Origin of the sequence: Neobacillus sp. SM06 (assembly GCF_050496765.1) — a bacterium.
Lineage (GTDB): Bacteria > Bacillota > Bacilli > Bacillales > Cytobacillaceae > JAEVLT01.
In genome coordinates, this window is the sequence record NZ_JBNWEO010000013.1 from 670,973 (window position 1) to 687,533 (window position 16,561).

Below are 16,561 nucleotides of genomic sequence, written 5' to 3' on the forward strand. Positions count from 1 at the left end.
ATTCATTTGAAATCAATGCGTATAGGCATGCGTTTACTATTTTTTCCTTGGAAGGGTGTAAAAAAACCCACCAAGAATGTTTCATTCCTGCTGGGTTTCGTTTTTAGGATCCCATTTCTGTTTCTTCCTTTGTAATTCTCCAGTCATGGGTATAGATATTGAAGCTTTGATTGCGAATGAAGCCGACAGTGGTGATTCCTAAATTGTTGGCCATCTCCAGTGCTAATTCAGTTGGAGCTGCCTTTGATAACACAACCGGACAGCCCATTTTCGATGCTTTGATTAAAATTTCACTGGAAATTCTGCCGCTGAACACCAGTACTTTATCGCTTGTTGGAATGGCGTTTTGAATGCAATATCCATATAATTTGTCCAAAGCATTGTGCCGGCCGATATCCATCCGCATCAAGATCATTCCGTCCTTGTCGCATAAGGCCGCATTGTGCACACCGCCTGTTCGCTTAAAAGTTGCTGCTTCCTGCTGCATAGATGTCATAAGAGTAATGCATTCGCTTGGAGACAATGACAGTTCGACATTGTGCAGTTTTTTTACGGTTAATGCATCATTGACAAAATAAAAACTTTGCCGGGACATTCCGCAACAGGAAGTAATATAACGTTTTGAACGGAATTTCTCGTATAACTGCGGCTTTTGTTTTACCGTCACATGGGCAAAGCCCCGACCTTCTTCAATCCAAAGATCTTCAATATCATCCATACTTTTAATCACATTTTCTGAAGCTAAAAAGCCGATCACCATTTCTTCCAAGTGCTCAGGTGTGCAAACAAGGGTGGCAAACTCTTCTTGATTCAGTTTGATTGTTATTGGAAACTCGGTCACGATCGTATCATCGGTTTGCGACAACTTCCCATCCTGAAAACGAACAATTGTAAAATGGGTTTCATTTTGCAGCAACATGTCTCTCACCTCTCAATCGGCTTATCAAAAACGAACACCGAAATCGCGATATCCTCCTCAATATTGATATCTGAGAATAGATTTAGTAATTTTGCTTGAACCAATTCTTCCATTTCATCCGGCTGATGCTGTTTATAAAAATCCTGAATCATTTTCGTGCGTGCCCGGTGAACTTGGTCATAGCCTTCCGGACTTTGGATAATAAATTGCTCAACAGGTGTTAAATTTCCTTTAAGATTCGTAATCGCCATATTCTCGGCAAAGATGGTTTTAATGGAATCGGGTCCTTTTCCAAATAAATCTTTCCGAACCTTGCGGACGAGCTCATTGAACTGATGTTCTATTTTGCTCATATATCCTTTATTTTCCCCTTTCTCAAAAAAACAATCCTTGGAATTACTCTTTTAGCCCTTCGCCAATTCCTTTCAGCAGGTTCAGGCCGAATAATACTGTCCGGTTAATATCCGGATCCTTCAAGGCTTTCAGAAGATCCATTACGCCGGCCTTCTCACCTTTTTTCAAACCTTCTTCTGCTTTTAGTATTCCATTCGAAACGCCGCCGATTAATTTTTTTGTCAAAGCGGGATCGACTTCTGTTAACGCTTCGACAGCAGCCATCGCATTGTTCATAATATTTGTAACGGGCGGCCGGTTTAATTGTCCGACCGCAATTTTTGCCACTTTCTCTTTTGCTTGCACAAGGGAGACAACAGCTTCCAAAATTCCGATTTCGTGAAGCTCTTGCACCAAATCAATTGCTTGTTTTAAGCCATCTGAATTTTTTTTCGCATGTTCTGTTAATTGTTCAATGGATTCCGATTTCGTTTCGTTTTTCGCAACTACTGTAATAGGCTTCGCCATGTCGATTCTCCCCTCTTATACCCCTGGTTTGACGTATTCATTCACCGATGCAATTGGCTCATAATCATCACGCTGCCATTTACGGAAAACTTCAACTCCCATTTGCGGGTTACGCTTCGCATTGCGCGGGTTAAAGACCGGAATCGGCGAGCCTCCGCCATTTTTCAATAATTCCATCCGAACCCGGGTCTGCTTATAGGCAGGTGTGTGGGTATGCACGTCACCCGCACTTCCTGTCAGCAAGTTAACGGCATCTTCATGGCTAACGGAGTGCATCGGAACATATAATTCATTTCCCTGTACCCTATCCGTCACCGTTGCCCGCAGTTTGATGGCACCATATGGAGAGACTAAGCGAACCAATGCACCTTCCTTAATTCCCCGGGCTGTTGCAAGCTCCGGTGAAACCTCAACGAATACCTCTGGCAATTTATATAAAAGTCCTTTTGATTTGTTCGTTAAATTGCCTTCATGGAAATGTTCCAAAAGCCGCCCATTGTTCAGAATCAAATCAAATTCTTCGGCATATTGCACTGGTGGAATGTATTCCATCAGCGAAAACTTCGCTTTTTTATCGGGGAAGTTAAAGCCCTCCATAAAGAGAAGCGGTGTACTTTCGCCTGTATTGCTTCCCCAGAAGAAGCTGTTCCAGCCTTCAAGCATGTCATAATTGGCTTGAGAGAAAATCGGCGATAGGCTTGCCATTTCAGCAAAAATTTCGCCAGGATGGCTAAAGTTCCAATCAAATCCCATATAGTTTGCCACTTGCTGAATGATCCACCAATCCGGTTTTGACTCTTCCAATGGCTCGAATACTTGATACAATCTTTGGACACGACGTTCGGTGTTCGTAAAGGTACCATCTTTTTCAAGCGACGGTGCAGCTGGTAAAATCACATCGGCAAACTGTGCCGTTTTCGTAAAGAAAACATCTTGTACCACAAAGAAGTCAAGTTTTGACAATGTTTCATGTACATGGTTGGAATTGGAGTCAATCCAAGCCATTTCTTCACCGACTAAATACATAGCTTTAAGATCGCCAGTTTCGACGGCTTCGAGCATTTCGATGTTTGTTTTTCCCGGTTTGTTTGAAATTTCCACACCGTACGTTTGTTCAAAGCGATGGCGTGCGGCTTCATCGGTAATATGCTGGTTACCAGGAAGCCAGCCAGGAAGAGTTCCCATATCACATGCGCCTTGGACATTGTTGTGTCCGCGCAGTGGATAAGCTCCTGCACCCGGACGCATATAGTTACCAGTCAGCAATAACAGGTTTGAAATCGCAGCAGAGGTATAGCTTCCGGCAATATTTTGCGTTACGCCCATTCCCCAAAGAATGCAGGTTCCATCTGCTTCATGAATTGTTTTAGCTACTTCTTTTAAGGTTTCTTGCGGAATGCCCGTCACCTTTTCGGCATACTCCAATGTGTACGATTGCAGCAGTTCTTTATAGTCTTCATATTGTTTCACATTTTCACGAATAAAATTTTCATCCTGCCAGCCTTGGTCAATGATATACTTGGCAACAGCGCTGAGCCAGACAAAGTCTGTTCCTTGGTTCGGATGAATGTAAAGATCGGCGCGTTCCGCCATTTCATGTTTGCGTAAGTCAGAAACAATTAATTTTTGTCCATTTAATTTATGTGCCCGTTTGACTCTTGTTGCTAACACTGGATGGCCTTCTGTCGGGTTCGCGCCTACGATGATAACAAGACCGGCTTTGGAAATGTCTTGAATGGTGCCCGTATCACCGCCGAAGCCAACGGTAGCGAGCAAGCCGTCAGATGCTGGCGACTGGCAATATCTTGAGCAATTATCAACATTGTTTGTTCCAAACACTTGGCGTGCCAGTTTTTGCATTAAATAATTTTCTTCATTGGTAATTTTGGATGAAGAGACAAACCCGATTGCATCGCCGCCATGCGCCGCACGAATGCTGCCCATTTTTTCAGAAATCAGTGTTAACGCTTCATCCCAGCTGGCTGGTACAAACTCATCGCCTTTTCGGATAAGCGGTGTAGTTACTCGCTCTTCTGAGTTGACAAAATCCCAGCCGAATTTTCCTTTCACGCAAGTTGAAATACTGTTTACCGGTGCCTGCTCGACAGGCTCGATTTTTAAAATTTTCCGGCCTTTTGTCCAAACTTCAAAGGAGCATCCTACCCCGCAGAACGTGCAGACCGTTTTCGTTTTCTTTGTTCTTGTTTCACGCATCGCCGCTTCTACTTCTGATACGGCAAAAATCCCGCTGTAGCTTGGTTCAACAGCCTTTACAAGATCAATCATTGGTGTTAACAAGTCTTCTTTTATGCCAGACATGAATCCAGCTTCGCCTAACATTGATTTTTCCATCAATGCATTACATGGACAGACGGTTGCACACTGGCCGCATGACACACAGGAAGACTCATTAATCGATTTCCCACCGTCCCAAAGAACGCGCGGCATTTCTCTTTCCCAATCAATTGTCAACGTTTCATTGACTTGGACATCCTGACAAACTTCAACACATCGGCCGCAAAGGATACACTGATCAGGGTCATAGCGGTAGAATGGATGCGACAGATCTACATCATAGCCTTTTGGACGGAATGGCCGGGTTTGATGCTCCATTTCCAAAAGTTCTGCAGTGTTGTGCACGCGACAATTGCCATTGTTATTGTCACAAACCGTACAGTAGAGCATATGGTTTTCTAAAATCCTGTCCATTGCTTCCCTTTGAGCGGATTTGGCCAGCTCTGAATTCGTTCTGATTTTCATTCCGTTCTCAAAGGTAGTTGAACAGGCCCGCATCAATTCTCCATTGATTTCCACCATGCATGTGTCACATGTCTGGATGGGACCTGTTATTTCGGAATAACAGATATGCGGGTGCTCGATTCCCTGTGCCGTTAAATAATCTAAAATCCGTTCCCCATCTTCAACTGCTTTCGTTTCCCCATTGATTGATACCGAAATCGTACTCATCTCTATTTACCCTTCTTCCAGTAAAAAATAAAAAATCCACCACAATCCGCTATGTAACCGTTTTTACATAGTCGTTTGTGATGGATGAATAGCTAGCATCTTCAATACTTTTTACCAATCCATTTTCCACTTACCAAGTAGCATCCAAACTTGTGAACAAAATTTGAACACCACAATGTCAAGTGTAATTTTTTTAATTAATAATGTCAATATGGTGAATTCTAGTTTAAAAAATATTTTTTTTGTGTAATTTACCTTGACTTTTTTTAAAAATGCGATGAAAAGGAGAGCATTGGGATAATTTGCAAATAAAAAAAGATTGATGCATATGTGCACCAACCAAATTATGGGAAGCTTTAAGAAAAGAGCGTCAACTTGCTCTTCAATTAAGTTATCTCCATCTTACCGAAAAGTTTTGTAGAAGTTATAAAGAAGTTGTGTGGAAGTTGTGAAATGATCAAATGGTTAAGTCTTCAATGCATAGGTCAGCTGCTCCATTTATTAAACAAAACAAGATAAAACAGATATTTCCCTTATTCGAATAACCTATTTTAATTTTAGAATGAGGCAATAAAAAGTGGTAAAAGACATTAAAGCACTTTATAATTATTTTGGGCAGGTGAGCAGAATGGACAATAAAATTTATGAATTGCTTTTAGAAATGAAGAAAGAAATAAAAGAGGAATTCAATACACTGCACAAAAGGATTGACGGTTTAGAAAATCAAACATTGCACGGATTTAGAGAAATGAAACTTCATATTGAAAACCGAAATAAAGAGAAAGAATTGATGATAGACTTCATGCAGGATAAGATAACTGAGCTTGAACGTAAATATTATGAACTGTCAAAAAGAGTAGAAAATTAAATAACTATTGTTGTGTTTACAAGCCACAAATGTCCAAAATTTATTGCAGCCCCGGTAGCAAACATACCTTATCCGCTTTACACAATAAACCTCGGCAGGTTTCGCACCTGCCGGGTTTTCTTCATGCATATTGTTTGCTGCTCTCTTCCTTGTGGAAAAAGTGTTTCATTGCCTGGAAGACATCGGCTTTCTGTTTTAGAATGTAATACATAAAGCGTTCGTCTTTGATATTTTTATAGGCGGTCATTAAGGTTGAGTGGCGGTTGTACTGATTTAATTCTTATTCATATACACATTTGATTTTAATGTATATTTCTGTACAAAGTGGCTTGAGAAATACCGGTTGCTTCAACAATCTCACGAATGGAATATATTTTAGAACCATACATTTTCAAGGCAAGTTTTAATTTTTTTTCAGATACCTTTGGCCGCCCTCCATTTCGTCCCCTAGCTCTTGCACTTTCAAGACCGGCTTTTGTACGTTCACTTATTATATCCCGTTCCAATTCCGAAAGGCTTGCCATAAACCGAAAGAAAAATCTCCCCATTGCTGTAGAAGTATCAAGTTGATCTACAATTGAAACAAGCTCAACACCCATTTTTTCAAACGCATCACTTAATTCAATTAAATGTTTTGTACTTCTTCCAATCCGATCAAGTTTATATATTACTATTTTATCCCCTTTTCTTAGTAATTTCATCATTTCCTCCAATTGAGGACGTTCTTTTTTTGTACCTGTCATTTTCTCTTGAAAGATGCGATCACAACCAAACTTATTTAAAGCATCGAGCTGTAACTCTAAGTTCTGATCTTGTGTACTTACGCGAGCATATCCAAAAATCATTGCTTTATTTCCCCTTTTGATTTAATAAGGCGCATAAAGAAAGTAAAAGTTTAGATGCTTTAGTTTGAAATGATTCTGGTAAATGTCCCCTTCTAGCCTGTGTCCTTAGAGCATCAATAAGTATTTCTATTTCTTCATCAAGCAAGTCTATTTTTTTCATATAATCCTCCTATTTCTTATCAAAAATGTTTTTCAATTCATTAATGCGAATTTGATTTAGAGAATGTTTTTGTAAAAAGAAATCGACACTTTTCGTTGCCGATTTTTATAACCCTATTTATTTGTCAAAACGAACGTTTTTGATAAACCTCTTAGGCTTTGACATCAATTCTCATGCCCGGAAAGGTGTTAGCTTCCACTATGCTGTCCATTTTAATTTTCATTTCATCTAGGTGCAAATTCATCACTTGCAGCAAATTGATAAACCGTTCATATCCATAAAAATCGATATGTTTTTTGTAGTATTCAGAACGAATTAGTTCTAATATTTTTTTGTTATATTCCTTTAATGCAAGCGTGTCATCGTATAATCTTCCTAAAGCTAAAGCTTGCTTATTGTACATTTTTACATCTTCCTTTACATGAGAATAAGAACAATCGCATTCATTACCATATGAGCAACCATTGAATTGAAAAGGTTTTTAGACAAAATGTAAATTGTTGAAAACGTCATACCCATTAGAAAATAAGATATTGTATTCGCAAAGTCGAAATGATATAGAGAAAACACCAAGGACGAAATTACCGCTGCTGAAGTAATATTCATTTTTCTATTAAGAAATTCAAAGATTATTTTTCTAAAAATGAATTCTTCTAGAATGGGGGCTATCATAACAATTAAAAATGTCATTTTAAAGCTATTGTTTGAAATATCAATTAAATCACTTGTTCGGGTTGATTCGATAAAAATTCCTAATAATTTTTGGAGTTGTACCCAAAATATCTGAATTAAAATTGCTATGATCCCGCCAATACCGCCCCATTTAAGTACATTTTTGAATGAAATATTTTTTATAATTGGGATCCACGAATTCCTAAATAAAAATGCAAATAAAATCAATAATAAATATAAATAATTCGATCCTGCCATAACTGCGGCAGAATAGGCTAAAACGCTTAAAATATTTTCTCTTTTCACTTTATAAATTCAGCCATTTCAACGGTTCTATTCACTTTATTATGAATGCCCGTAAGGATTTTAAACTGTTCATCGTTTTCGATATTTGCCCCTTGGGTTTCTGCAGACGAGCTGATCTCTAAAACATACCAATTCAGAAAAGAGCGCAACATATTTATTTCATTTTCGTTCCAGATGAAAATTTGTGTTTCTTCTTCTTGATTGATCTTATCCTCTAACTGTAATTTCAAGGAATCGTATTCTTTTATTAGCCTGCGCCCTTCTTTAAGCCCATAATTGGATTTAAATCCTTTTTTAATTGGTTTACGCATAATATTCATATGAAGCACTAAAATGGCTATTTCTGAACGTTCTAGACTTAGTTCCAAGCGAATCCCTCCTTAACAAACTTCTTTTTCATGCAATTCGTCTAAATATTTTTCAAGCTTCATTGATTCACTTTTTGTTAACTCATTAGGCTTCATCAAGAAAAATGATTTACGGCCAATCTTAACTTTTCGATCTGAACCAAAATTTTTTGCGCGCTGCCAATGGATGCAGCTCCATGGCAGCAAGATATAGCCTTGTCGCTTAGCCAAATCTTCAGCAACTTCTAACGCCTGATAAAAGGCAAATTTCTGCATGCTTTTAGCATATGCTACAATATTGATTGAGTTTGGATAAAGAAACAGCAAAGAGCGCGGATCCTTTTTTCTGTACTCTTTCGGCACCAGGCTGAATTTTTCAATCATACTGTAACTTTCTCCCTTGCTTCATTGTGAATCTGCTCTAGCTTTTCGAAAAACTGTTCTCCCTGCTTTTCCGTACTCGGCAGCGGAAATCCTTGAACCATGTTGAAAGTGTCATATAAATTCAACTTAAAAACCTGCTTTGCTTTGTACATCGGAATAAATTGCTTGTGCATGAATTCCCCTGTCTGCCAATCCGTAAAATGCAATGAGAACCCTTTATCGCCTATTTTTCGAACGTTAATTAATACCTCAACTATTTGCCTTATCCGGCTGTCAACGTTGTTTATAGACGGGCTGCAATACATTTGAACGCTTTGCATTTTCCTTGTATACATCATTACCTCTGTCGCTAGTGTTGCACCGTATTTACTCCATTTCCGGTTTGAAAAGGACATTTGCGCCTCATCCCAGCAGCAAATGGATCCCTGTGCTGCAGCAACTTCATACCAATCCGTATAATGAGTCATTGGCCTGCTATCTTTCAGTCCGTAGTTAGAGAATAATTGGACATTGCCGCCTTGTTTTAAAACCCGGTCTTTCCAATGATGTGCAAGTAAAGACATAATAAATGTTTTGCCTGCTCCTAAAGGTCCCTGGATAAAAAAATGATGTGCCATTACTTGCGGCTCCTTTCTGCTTTTTCTGCCATAACGATTGGCTTAGGCGGTTTCGGTATCAATGCCTCAATCGTTTTTATGTAATACTCCGGATCCGCTACAAGCTCTTTGCCTTTCATGACAAAATCAATTAAGGGTTTATAAGGATTTTTGTCACCGTGTAAATAAGTGTTTTCACCCATCCGTTGCAGCAGGATAATCGCCTTCATTTGCGGCTCACGAATGTCCTGGGCATTCCCTTTCATTTCTTCAAGTACTTGTTTAACATCAGAAATATGATTCACTTGAGGAAAAAGATCATCAGATATGACAGACTGCAATTTTTCAGCATTAGTAGGCGTGCTATTTTGCATTTAATGGACAACTCCTCATAAAGACAAATCTAATTTTGTTTAATTGCGATTCTCAAGTACTATTATTTAAATAAAAGAATAATAAAAGCGATAAATACTAATGCAAACAATAATCCTTTTGTCCAATCCATTGACGTTGGAAGAATAGGAGGGCGATAGGCTGTTATTTGATTTAGAACTAAACTCTGTTCAAGAACAGCGAGTCTTTGTGTCTCAAAAATCGATTGAGAAGGTGCACGATAGAAGAAGTTTCTTCCTTCTGCCCCCGTTGTGACTTCACAATCATCTAGTGGAATTGCGTACTTTCCAGTAACATAAATAGTACCTTCACGAATTTCACTTATGCGCTGAATATCCGATGTTTTGTTTTCATCATCAAAAACAACTAAAATATCATTTGTGTCTGGAAAAAACTCATCATCTTTTTTCTTTTTGAAAAACATTAGACGATACTCCCTTTCTTTTTATTCACCTTTTTATTCGACCGTTGGACAATTTTCCAAGTAATTAAGCCAATAGTAGCAACACCTGCTGCCGTTCCTGCTCCAACAAAATACATATAAAGAAAGGCTGCACCCATTTATTTTTCCTCCTAAATATCGATTTTTTCGCATATTGGTATGCTTCTTTTGGGCAAAATAATAATATGACTAAGACGATTAACCCAGTGACTACCACCACTTGATGCCTTCCTTCAAAGAATAATAAAGTCGAACGATTGAACGAAAGATTAATAGTGATCCTAACAGCACACTTGAGATTAATATTGAGGAGATAACCAGCTGCCATGCTGCCGGCATATCTCCAAATACGGATAAATATTTCCCAACGTCCAACCCTTGCGCTGTCACTAAGTTCACGTTTTGTAATTTTTCAATACCCATATCCAAAAAGGAAATAGGCGGACCAAATATCTTATCCAAAAAAGCATGTATTTGTTGTTTTAAATCCATCTTTAATCCCCTCCCACTCGAATGGAGGATAATAATTTCATGGCAGCCACTGCTGTAAAAATCCATAATCCGAAAAGCAAAATATAGGCCACTACATCAATTTGTAAAAACGATAAATTCGCAAATAATTTTCCAAGCATTTCACTATAGCCAGTTCCCGATGATCCACGCGGAGAATACGACAAACTGGCTAATGTTCTTGCAAAACCGACGACTAAAGACCACAATAATTTAGCTGTTTCAAATAAAAGTTCGAATAACTTTACTGCCAGCATCCCAATTTTATAGAGCAAATATAGCAGACCATCAATTAATGCATAAATGACTTTAAAAAATCCAACTAGAAGATCAATTAACCCTTGAAATAAATTTTTGATGAATTGACCTAACCATTTGATACCGCTCCATATAACGTTAAAAAGCTTTCCGAAAGCACTGCCGATAATGCCCACAAGCTACCACCTTCTTTTTTCAGTGATCGCTTTATAGACAATCTCAATTACCCGATCCGAAAATAGTACGGCCATTAGCATAAAGACCATTGGAGCTAAGTAGAGCATGAATTTAGAAAAAATAATGTCTAAAACAGCTTGTACCATTTCACTATTCATTCTTTAAGCTCCTTTCTTTTGCTTTTGATGCTGCGTTGACTATGACTCTCTTGATAGGCTTAAAGTAATAAATTGCTAAGGTTAGCAGAATAATCGGGGCGACTAACCCTAGTACTCCAAAAATTGTCGTTACTAAATCATTAGATTGAAATGGGAGCTTCAAGCTCTTAAAAAGGGTGCTCCCCATGGTAACTTCTTTTCCTTCGGTTCCAAATTCCCCGACAGGAATCATTGATACGTTTGGCTCCCCCCAAATATTTGTTTTCATATCCGATTTAGGAATAACTACTTTCCCTAAAGAAGCATTAACTGATTTATATTCCACTCCATCAACTAAGACTTTTACAGTTCCTGTTGTCGGTTCTGTCCATTTAAATACATAATTGCCGGAAGAATCTAACGTATAATTTCCGTCCGTTTTTAATACCGGGGTTGGTTCTGCCGGAGTATCTGCCGAAACCATTGTTCCATCACTAACCCGCCCGTCCACTGTCTGAGTAGTTAGAGTGTATTCATAAGATGTATCAGGCTTTACGGTTAAATCATTAAAATAAGTTCCATTTGTTTCAAATATTTTCGTTGGTTCCGTTGCTGCCTTAACAATTGTTCCGGCCAAAAGAGAAGAGAAAAAACCTTTTGCTTTTGGCTTATCGGATCGATAAATATTAACGTGATGAAAATCATTTTGCCTTGGAAGTGTCCAAGAAAGATTAATTTGTTTATAAGAAACTGCTTCAGCCTTAGCATCTAATACTTTTTTGACAACCGGATCCTCTAAGGTTGTAAATGTATTTTCAATCCCTGCCGTTTCCGTCCCATCATCATACAAAGCAGTCACTTTGTATTTATAACTGGTTAAATCGCTTAGGCCGTCATCAAGATAGTAATTTTCAATCGTGTCTAGAGTTTTAATCAGCTTATCATCCCGATAAATTTTGAAACCAATTAGATTCGGATTGTCCGGAATAGACCAAGCTAAGTCAGCCGAATGATATGTCATCGTTGCGCTTAAATTTGTGGCTTCATCATACGATTTATAATTTGAAGCATAGGCATTAGCATCATAGACTTTTGTAATTTTAGCTTGCATATTAAAAAAGCGAATAGAAACTACATTACTAACAGCCGGAATATTAGTAATAACACCTGATTGGTCAACATCAACACTAACAGTAGAACCGTCTGATTTATAAATTATCATTTTAATCCAAGAGCTTTGATCACCTAAATATCTATACGAACCAATGGTTACTGGTGAAGGAAAAACATATCCAAAAGTATCATCTCTACCATTAGGTCCTAAAGTATCATACGTAGTGTCGTCATTGTCAGACACCTTGGTGAATTTTTGATAAAAAGTTCCCGTCGTATTTGCCCAATGATCAAAAGCAACTCCATCTAGTAAACCACCTGTGGATGCCTGTACTTTTAAACCTACTATTGGTAAAAATATTATAGTTATAAAAAGATAAATTTGAATTATTCTTTTAGAATCATTTATTATCTTTCTCACGGGTTTATCACACCACCACTACCGTCCGCGCTATCCGGACTTGGTTTATAGTCTTTCATGCCAGGAAATACATCGCCTCCTGGTGTTGGCGCTGTTCCTCCGGTATCTCCTGGGCTTGGAGCTGTGTCTCCATTGTCAGCAGGCATTGGTGGGGTTCCCCCTGTGTCAGAAGGAGTTGGAACGCTGCCCGTGCTATCCCCCGGTGCCGGCGGTGTATCACTAGATTCTGCCGGCTTTGGTGCCCCTGTTGTATCTGGAGTTCCAGGATCTTTCGGTGCCGCTGGCAACGGATTATCCGGCTCTGCCGGTTTATTTTTTCCCCACTCCCCTGGATCTGTGGAGCCTGGCTTAGGGAGGGAATCACCTGGCAATTCCGGCAAAGACGCAACCGGATCCTTCACTAAATCAAACCCTCCGGTAGGATCTTGTCTTTCCGGAATTTGAGGAGCTTCATTTTTAATTTTTCCTGCATCAAAACCAGAATCACCTAACCCTGGTACGTCATTCATTTGCGGTATTTCATTATTAATTCCTCGATCATCGGTTCCAGGCGGTTGTGGAGGAGTAGCAGGCTCATCAGGAGCACTACCCAAAAGATTTCCAAGATCATTAATCGCTTTTGGTACAATTGCATCCCTAAACGTTCCGGCAACTTCCTCCCAATTCGGTGCCGGAGGAATAGCGTTTTTAATATCGTTTAGACCACTCATATATTCACTCCATCCAGGGCAATTGATTGGATCCGTTCCTGTTCCCGGACTCGTTCCACCTGTCCCACTTCCTCCGGATCCGTCTGCAGTGGGCGGATCTGAAAGGGGAGTTTTCGTGCCGCCAAATGTGTCACTTGCATATTGATTCGACGTTTCGTTGTAGTCAGATAAAGTGGGCGGAGAACAAGTAGATTGAAGCAAGTTCGCACTGTCTTCTCCTCTTGTAGCAAAACCTAACGATGTGCCATTTGTATCAAAAAATTCAAATGTCGTTGTTCCCTGGCAAGTCATATCAAACCACAAATAGGAATTGGGTGTAACACTCATTTCATTTTCGGACAAAAGAGCTTGCTGCAAGTCATATTGGCGAATTTTTACTTTTACCGTGTCATAATCAAAGTAAAGCTTCCAGGATATTTTCTTTTGATAATAATCAGAATCACTTGGCGGATAATAATCACCGGCCATCACGGACGTGGCAAAAGCCTGAATTGGCAATGCCATCAATAAAATACTTAAAACAATGAGGACGTTCATTTTTTTTAACATTTAAAATACCTCACGTTTATTTCTAACAAAAAGAGGGATTACTCCCCCTTTTCACAAAATTTTAATGTCCACCTTTTGTGGCCGCCGCACTTCGAATCACGCTGATAATTTTCGGAACGAAAACAATCGCAAGACCGAGAAGAACAAACGGACCAACAACCCCTAAAAATCCCATGGCCGAAGATAACAAATCAGCTGCATTGAATGGCAGCGAAACCGTTGAAAAATCAATTGACATGTATCATACCTCCAATAATTTGTAATTAATATTTTTAGTGCTTCCCTTTTGTAGCTGCCGCACTCCGAATAACGCTGATAATTTTCGGAACAAAAACAATTGCAAGTCCAAGAAGAACGAACGGACCAACAACACCTAAAAAGCCCATGGCAGAAGATAATAGATCCGAAGCGCTGAATGGTAGTGTTACTCCCGTAAAATCGACTACAGCTCCTAATGTCAACATATTAAATCTCTCCCTAATCATTTTATTTTTTATTATCTAGCTAAAAGCTAGGTGATACCTAATAGTAGTAAACGTCCTCATCATCTTTTTCCTTTTCGTCCACTTTGCCAAATGCTTTTCGAATGATGCGGAATACATGGCCAACAGCATCCGTTGCAAAGAAAATCATGATGATTGGAGCGACAAGGAATAAAAACCATTTGACGTTATCCCAAAATGCAACTAAATTACTTCCACTTAGAAAAGATTGATAAGGTGGCATTTAATCACGTCCTCTGCCGAATAGCAGCAATTACAAAATAAAGAAGTAACCCCACAGCGATGATCGCGACAATTAACATGATGAAAGGAGAAACTGTTTTTAAGATGAAGCCGAATGTACCCCAAAAGAAATCCCAATCAAAAACATTTGAAAGTCCACTCACAAAGCTTCCACTCCTTTCTAACTAAGATCTTCGTAAATCCTGATTGTAACGAACGTGATCGTGACAATCACAGCCCACCCTAACAATATTGTCATTACATCTGGATTACCTAAAAAAGCCTCATAGACAAAAACAACTAATCCGCCTATTTCCATTTTGAAAGCCCCCTCCCTATTGCAGAAAAGACCACTCTGATTATGGGATACGTGAGAGCACAGCTTGCCAGAATGACAATATAAGTTAGAAATACTTCTTTTGGCGTTTGTAACACCACTTCATACATTTGGTTTTACCTCCTTATCAGCCGATCAAGTACCATGAAAATGAGCATTGCCATTAAGACGGTTGATAGAAGGATATCCCCGAGTGTAATTTCATGAATGACATTGATTTGACCTTTGCCGGTTTCAAAAGTAGTCATGGTTCTTACATCACTTGCGGCAGTAGTATTGGTTGTCGTCTGTCCATTCATAACAATCACCCCTTGATTCGAATATACAAGATAATAAAATGGGCTAATATCCCAAAAAAAATTTTGGGATAAAATGAAAAAAACAAGAAGAAATCTCTCCTTGTTTCAAAAAGTTCGTTTTTTATTTTCAGATAGAAATAGTACTATAATGGCAAATTCAAGTATGATTGCTCGTGCAATTTTTAATATATATTTATATTAATAAACAGCACGTTTTTTCTTCTCATATGTAAATTTTCGACCATTTTTTGTAATACCTGTTTCAAGCGTCTTGATCCATTCTTTTAAATCAACTTGCGAATACCCAGCTTCTTTTAATTGGTTAGGAAATTCTTTATCAAATTTTCGATCCCATCTTTTCATTTTTACTAAAGCAACGTCACTACTGCCGAATGAAAAAATATGTTTTTCAGTTTTTGTACTAAAAGCTTGGTTACCGCAATATTCTGTAAGGTAAATATATTGCTTTCCCCCTGCCCTCACCTGGCTTAAATAACCCACTTTCCTTCCCCCTTCTATTTAAATAACCTTCCAGTTAACTTGCCTATTAATCTATTTTTTAAGCGCTGCATGATCCGGCCACGTCTAATTGCGTTTATATCTCCCAAAATCTTGGCTGATGTATATAGAATTGTTCGAATTTTAGATATGGACATGCGGTATTTTCCTCCCTAATCGAATCGTTGTTAATTTGATTCGTAATGTGGTTCGTAATGCGACTAAAATTTATTAACTACATCTTGAATAGCATCGTGTAGTTCAACCCAATCAGTAAGCGGAGAATCAAGGATAGTTTGAATTTCATTTTTTATTTCTTGTAATTTATCATTCATTTTTCTTAACTCCTTATTATCGTCTTTTTCTTCTAATGCGTTAAAGGTTCGTAATGCGACATTACTCGTTAATATTTAAAGGCATTATAAGTCTTGTAAAATGAGTAACATAATCAGGAAAATCACTATCCAAAGGTGTTCCGCAATATGGTGGTTCTACGATAGGGAACCTCCACCACAAACAGTCACCGTAATCCTCGCTCCATTCTTCAATATGCTTTGGTTCCATTGCATCTTCTAATTCTCCAAGCCTTTTGACCGCCATATGATATTCAAAGAAAGCATCATAATTATTAAATTCATTTGTCTTGTGTGTATAATCTTTCAAGTCATACACAAACGCTCCAATATATTTTTTTGTCAATCTCTTCACAATTAATTTCAATCCTCCTTATGTCGCAATATGGTTCCAATACGCATCATCGGCTAAAAGCTATCACTTGCTATCAGATGGCTATTTCCCCTCTAACAAAATCAAAAGATTCTTCTATACCTTTTAGTGTCTTTATATTCCTCCACTAATTCACTTAATGTCAGTTCATAAAGCTGCCGGCCATCAGTCATTTTTGTCCACCCTGCTTCTAAGAGTTTGTGGATCAGTTCATCCTTCAAGCGATCATGTGCTTCCCGTAAATAAGATTTAAAATTTGTCACCTTCTTTCACCCCACTTTCCTTCCACGTTTTTTATATAGCCAATCAATGAAACTTTTAGATTCATTGAACGCTTTTGT

The 16,561-nt window shown here is 38.5% G+C and carries 29 protein-coding genes and 1 pseudogene; 1 reads left to right on the forward strand and 29 read right to left on the reverse strand.

Annotated elements, in window-relative coordinates; translation table 11 throughout:
• Window positions 1-103 precede the first annotated feature (103 nt).
• From fdhD to fdhF, 4 genes are read right to left on the reverse strand one after another with little or no spacing between them, the layout of a single operon-like run.
• Entirely contained in the window at window positions 104-919 is an 816-nt protein-coding gene (fdhD, locus tag ACQYAD_RS08445) for a formate dehydrogenase accessory sulfurtransferase FdhD (RefSeq protein ID WP_430237146.1), read from the reverse strand.
• Window positions 920-924: 5 nt separating this feature from the next.
• On the reverse strand, window positions 925-1,272 hold the full coding sequence (locus ACQYAD_RS08450) for a DUF2294 domain-containing protein (protein ID WP_430237147.1): 348 nt from the start codon (window positions 1,270-1,272) through the stop codon (window positions 925-927).
• 43 nt (window positions 1,273-1,315) lie between these two features.
• On the reverse strand, window positions 1,316-1,780 hold the full coding sequence (locus tag ACQYAD_RS08455) for a DUF1641 domain-containing protein (RefSeq protein WP_430237149.1): 465 nt from the start codon (window positions 1,778-1,780) through the stop codon (window positions 1,316-1,318).
• A 15-nt stretch (window positions 1,781-1,795) separates the two neighbouring features.
• Window positions 1,796-4,747, reverse strand: a complete 2,952-nt coding sequence (gene fdhF / locus ACQYAD_RS08460; RefSeq protein ID WP_430237150.1) for a formate dehydrogenase subunit alpha — start codon at window positions 4,745-4,747, stop codon at window positions 1,796-1,798.
• Window positions 4,748-5,324: 577 nt separating this feature from the next.
• Here fdhF and ACQYAD_RS08465 point away from each other — a divergent pair.
• Window positions 5,325-5,615, forward strand: a complete 291-nt coding sequence (locus ACQYAD_RS08465) for a hypothetical protein (protein WP_430237153.1) — start codon at window positions 5,325-5,327, stop codon at window positions 5,613-5,615.
• Window positions 5,616-5,736: 121 nt separating this feature from the next.
• On the opposite strand, the pseudogene ACQYAD_RS08470 reads toward ACQYAD_RS08465, so the two are convergent.
• From ACQYAD_RS08470 to ACQYAD_RS08590, 25 genes and pseudogenes are all read right to left on the reverse strand, one after another.
• Window positions 5,737-5,895, reverse strand: a pseudogene (locus tag ACQYAD_RS08470) (sporulation protein YhbH); the annotation flags it as partial.
• Window positions 5,896-5,917: 22 nt separating this feature from the next.
• Window positions 5,918-6,460, reverse strand: a complete 543-nt coding sequence (locus tag ACQYAD_RS08475) for a recombinase family protein (RefSeq protein ID WP_430237154.1) — start codon at window positions 6,458-6,460, stop codon at window positions 5,918-5,920.
• A gap of 4 nt (window positions 6,461-6,464) precedes the next feature.
• Window positions 6,465-6,620, reverse strand: coding sequence for a hypothetical protein (locus ACQYAD_RS08480; protein ID WP_430237156.1), 156 nt, complete (start codon window positions 6,618-6,620; stop codon window positions 6,465-6,467).
• Between the two features lie 151 nt (window positions 6,621-6,771).
• Window positions 6,772-7,023, reverse strand: a complete 252-nt coding sequence (locus tag ACQYAD_RS08485; RefSeq protein WP_430237157.1) for a hypothetical protein — start codon at window positions 7,021-7,023, stop codon at window positions 6,772-6,774.
• A gap of 14 nt (window positions 7,024-7,037) precedes the next feature.
• The gene (locus tag ACQYAD_RS08490; protein WP_430237160.1) at window positions 7,038-7,598 is read right to left on the reverse strand and encodes a CPBP family intramembrane glutamic endopeptidase; all 561 of its coding nucleotides are present in this window, start codon (window positions 7,596-7,598) and stop codon (window positions 7,038-7,040) included.
• The gene (locus tag ACQYAD_RS08495; protein WP_430237162.1) at window positions 7,595-7,966 is read right to left on the reverse strand and encodes a hypothetical protein; all 372 of its coding nucleotides are present in this window, start codon (window positions 7,964-7,966) and stop codon (window positions 7,595-7,597) included. Before ACQYAD_RS08495 ends, ACQYAD_RS08490 begins: the two co-directional genes overlap by 4 nt.
• 12 nt (window positions 7,967-7,978) lie before the next feature.
• Window positions 7,979-8,329, reverse strand: a complete 351-nt coding sequence (locus ACQYAD_RS08500) for a hypothetical protein (protein ID WP_430237163.1) — start codon at window positions 8,327-8,329, stop codon at window positions 7,979-7,981.
• On the reverse strand, window positions 8,326-8,946 hold the full coding sequence (locus ACQYAD_RS08505) for an ATPase (protein ID WP_430237165.1): 621 nt from the start codon (window positions 8,944-8,946) through the stop codon (window positions 8,326-8,328). Before ACQYAD_RS08505 ends, ACQYAD_RS08500 begins: the two co-directional genes overlap by 4 nt.
• A complete protein-coding gene (locus ACQYAD_RS08510) occupies window positions 8,946-9,299 on the reverse strand; it encodes a hypothetical protein (protein ID WP_430237167.1) in 354 nt (117 codons plus the stop codon). The genes ACQYAD_RS08505 and ACQYAD_RS08510 overlap by 1 nt, the downstream gene beginning before the upstream one ends.
• Window positions 9,300-9,361: 62 nt before the next feature.
• Complete coding sequence (locus ACQYAD_RS08515) at window positions 9,362-9,742, reverse strand: hypothetical protein (RefSeq protein WP_430237168.1); 381 nt, start codon at window positions 9,740-9,742, stop codon at window positions 9,362-9,364.
• On the reverse strand, window positions 9,742-9,879 hold the full coding sequence (locus ACQYAD_RS08520) for a hypothetical protein (protein ID WP_430237169.1): 138 nt from the start codon (window positions 9,877-9,879) through the stop codon (window positions 9,742-9,744). The genes ACQYAD_RS08515 and ACQYAD_RS08520 overlap by 1 nt, the downstream gene beginning before the upstream one ends.
• Window positions 9,880-9,970: 91 nt before the next feature.
• Window positions 9,971-10,252 (reverse strand): hypothetical protein, encoded by a 282-nt coding sequence (locus ACQYAD_RS08525; RefSeq protein WP_430237171.1) that lies wholly within the window; start codon window positions 10,250-10,252, stop codon window positions 9,971-9,973.
• Between the two features lie 2 nt (window positions 10,253-10,254).
• On the reverse strand, window positions 10,255-10,704 hold the full coding sequence (locus ACQYAD_RS08530; protein ID WP_430237172.1) for a hypothetical protein: 450 nt from the start codon (window positions 10,702-10,704) through the stop codon (window positions 10,255-10,257).
• A 3-nt stretch (window positions 10,705-10,707) separates the two neighbouring features.
• Complete coding sequence (locus tag ACQYAD_RS08535; protein ID WP_430237173.1) at window positions 10,708-10,863, reverse strand: hypothetical protein; 156 nt, start codon at window positions 10,861-10,863, stop codon at window positions 10,708-10,710.
• Window positions 10,856-12,376, reverse strand: a complete 1,521-nt coding sequence (locus tag ACQYAD_RS08540; RefSeq protein ID WP_430237176.1) for a hypothetical protein — start codon at window positions 12,374-12,376, stop codon at window positions 10,856-10,858. Before ACQYAD_RS08540 ends, ACQYAD_RS08535 begins: the two co-directional genes overlap by 8 nt.
• A complete protein-coding gene (locus tag ACQYAD_RS08545) occupies window positions 12,373-13,635 on the reverse strand; it encodes a hypothetical protein (protein WP_430237177.1) in 1,263 nt (420 codons plus the stop codon). The genes ACQYAD_RS08540 and ACQYAD_RS08545 overlap by 4 nt, the downstream gene beginning before the upstream one ends.
• A 61-nt stretch (window positions 13,636-13,696) precedes the next feature.
• Entirely contained in the window at window positions 13,697-13,873 is a 177-nt protein-coding gene (locus ACQYAD_RS08550) for a hypothetical protein (protein WP_430237179.1), read from the reverse strand.
• Window positions 13,874-13,907: 34 nt separating this feature from the next.
• Complete coding sequence (locus ACQYAD_RS08555; protein WP_430237180.1) at window positions 13,908-14,099, reverse strand: hypothetical protein; 192 nt, start codon at window positions 14,097-14,099, stop codon at window positions 13,908-13,910.
• Window positions 14,100-14,157: 58 nt separating this feature from the next.
• Entirely contained in the window at window positions 14,158-14,361 is a 204-nt protein-coding gene (locus ACQYAD_RS08560) for a hypothetical protein (RefSeq protein WP_430237182.1), read from the reverse strand.
• Between the two features lie 4 nt (window positions 14,362-14,365).
• Window positions 14,366-14,524, reverse strand: coding sequence for a PTS ascorbate transporter subunit IIC (locus ACQYAD_RS08565; RefSeq protein WP_430237184.1), 159 nt, complete (start codon window positions 14,522-14,524; stop codon window positions 14,366-14,368).
• Between the two features lie 17 nt (window positions 14,525-14,541).
• On the reverse strand, window positions 14,542-14,679 hold the full coding sequence (locus ACQYAD_RS08570) for a hypothetical protein (RefSeq protein WP_430237186.1): 138 nt from the start codon (window positions 14,677-14,679) through the stop codon (window positions 14,542-14,544).
• Between the two features lie 134 nt (window positions 14,680-14,813).
• Window positions 14,814-14,996: a hypothetical protein gene (locus ACQYAD_RS08575; protein WP_430237187.1), complete on the reverse strand. Its 183-nt coding sequence runs from the start codon at window positions 14,994-14,996 to the stop codon at window positions 14,814-14,816.
• 198 nt (window positions 14,997-15,194) lie between these two features.
• Window positions 15,195-15,497 carry a hypothetical protein gene (locus ACQYAD_RS08580; protein ID WP_430237189.1) on the reverse strand — a complete coding sequence of 101 codons (303 nt, stop codon included), beginning with the start codon at window positions 15,495-15,497 and terminating at the stop codon, window positions 15,195-15,197.
• 393 nt (window positions 15,498-15,890) lie between these two features.
• A complete protein-coding gene (locus tag ACQYAD_RS08585; RefSeq protein WP_430237190.1) occupies window positions 15,891-16,214 on the reverse strand; it encodes a hypothetical protein in 324 nt (107 codons plus the stop codon).
• A gap of 89 nt (window positions 16,215-16,303) precedes the next feature.
• Window positions 16,304-16,483, reverse strand: a complete 180-nt coding sequence (locus tag ACQYAD_RS08590) for a Fur-regulated basic protein FbpA (protein WP_430237192.1) — start codon at window positions 16,481-16,483, stop codon at window positions 16,304-16,306.
• Window positions 16,484-16,561 lie beyond the last annotated feature (78 nt).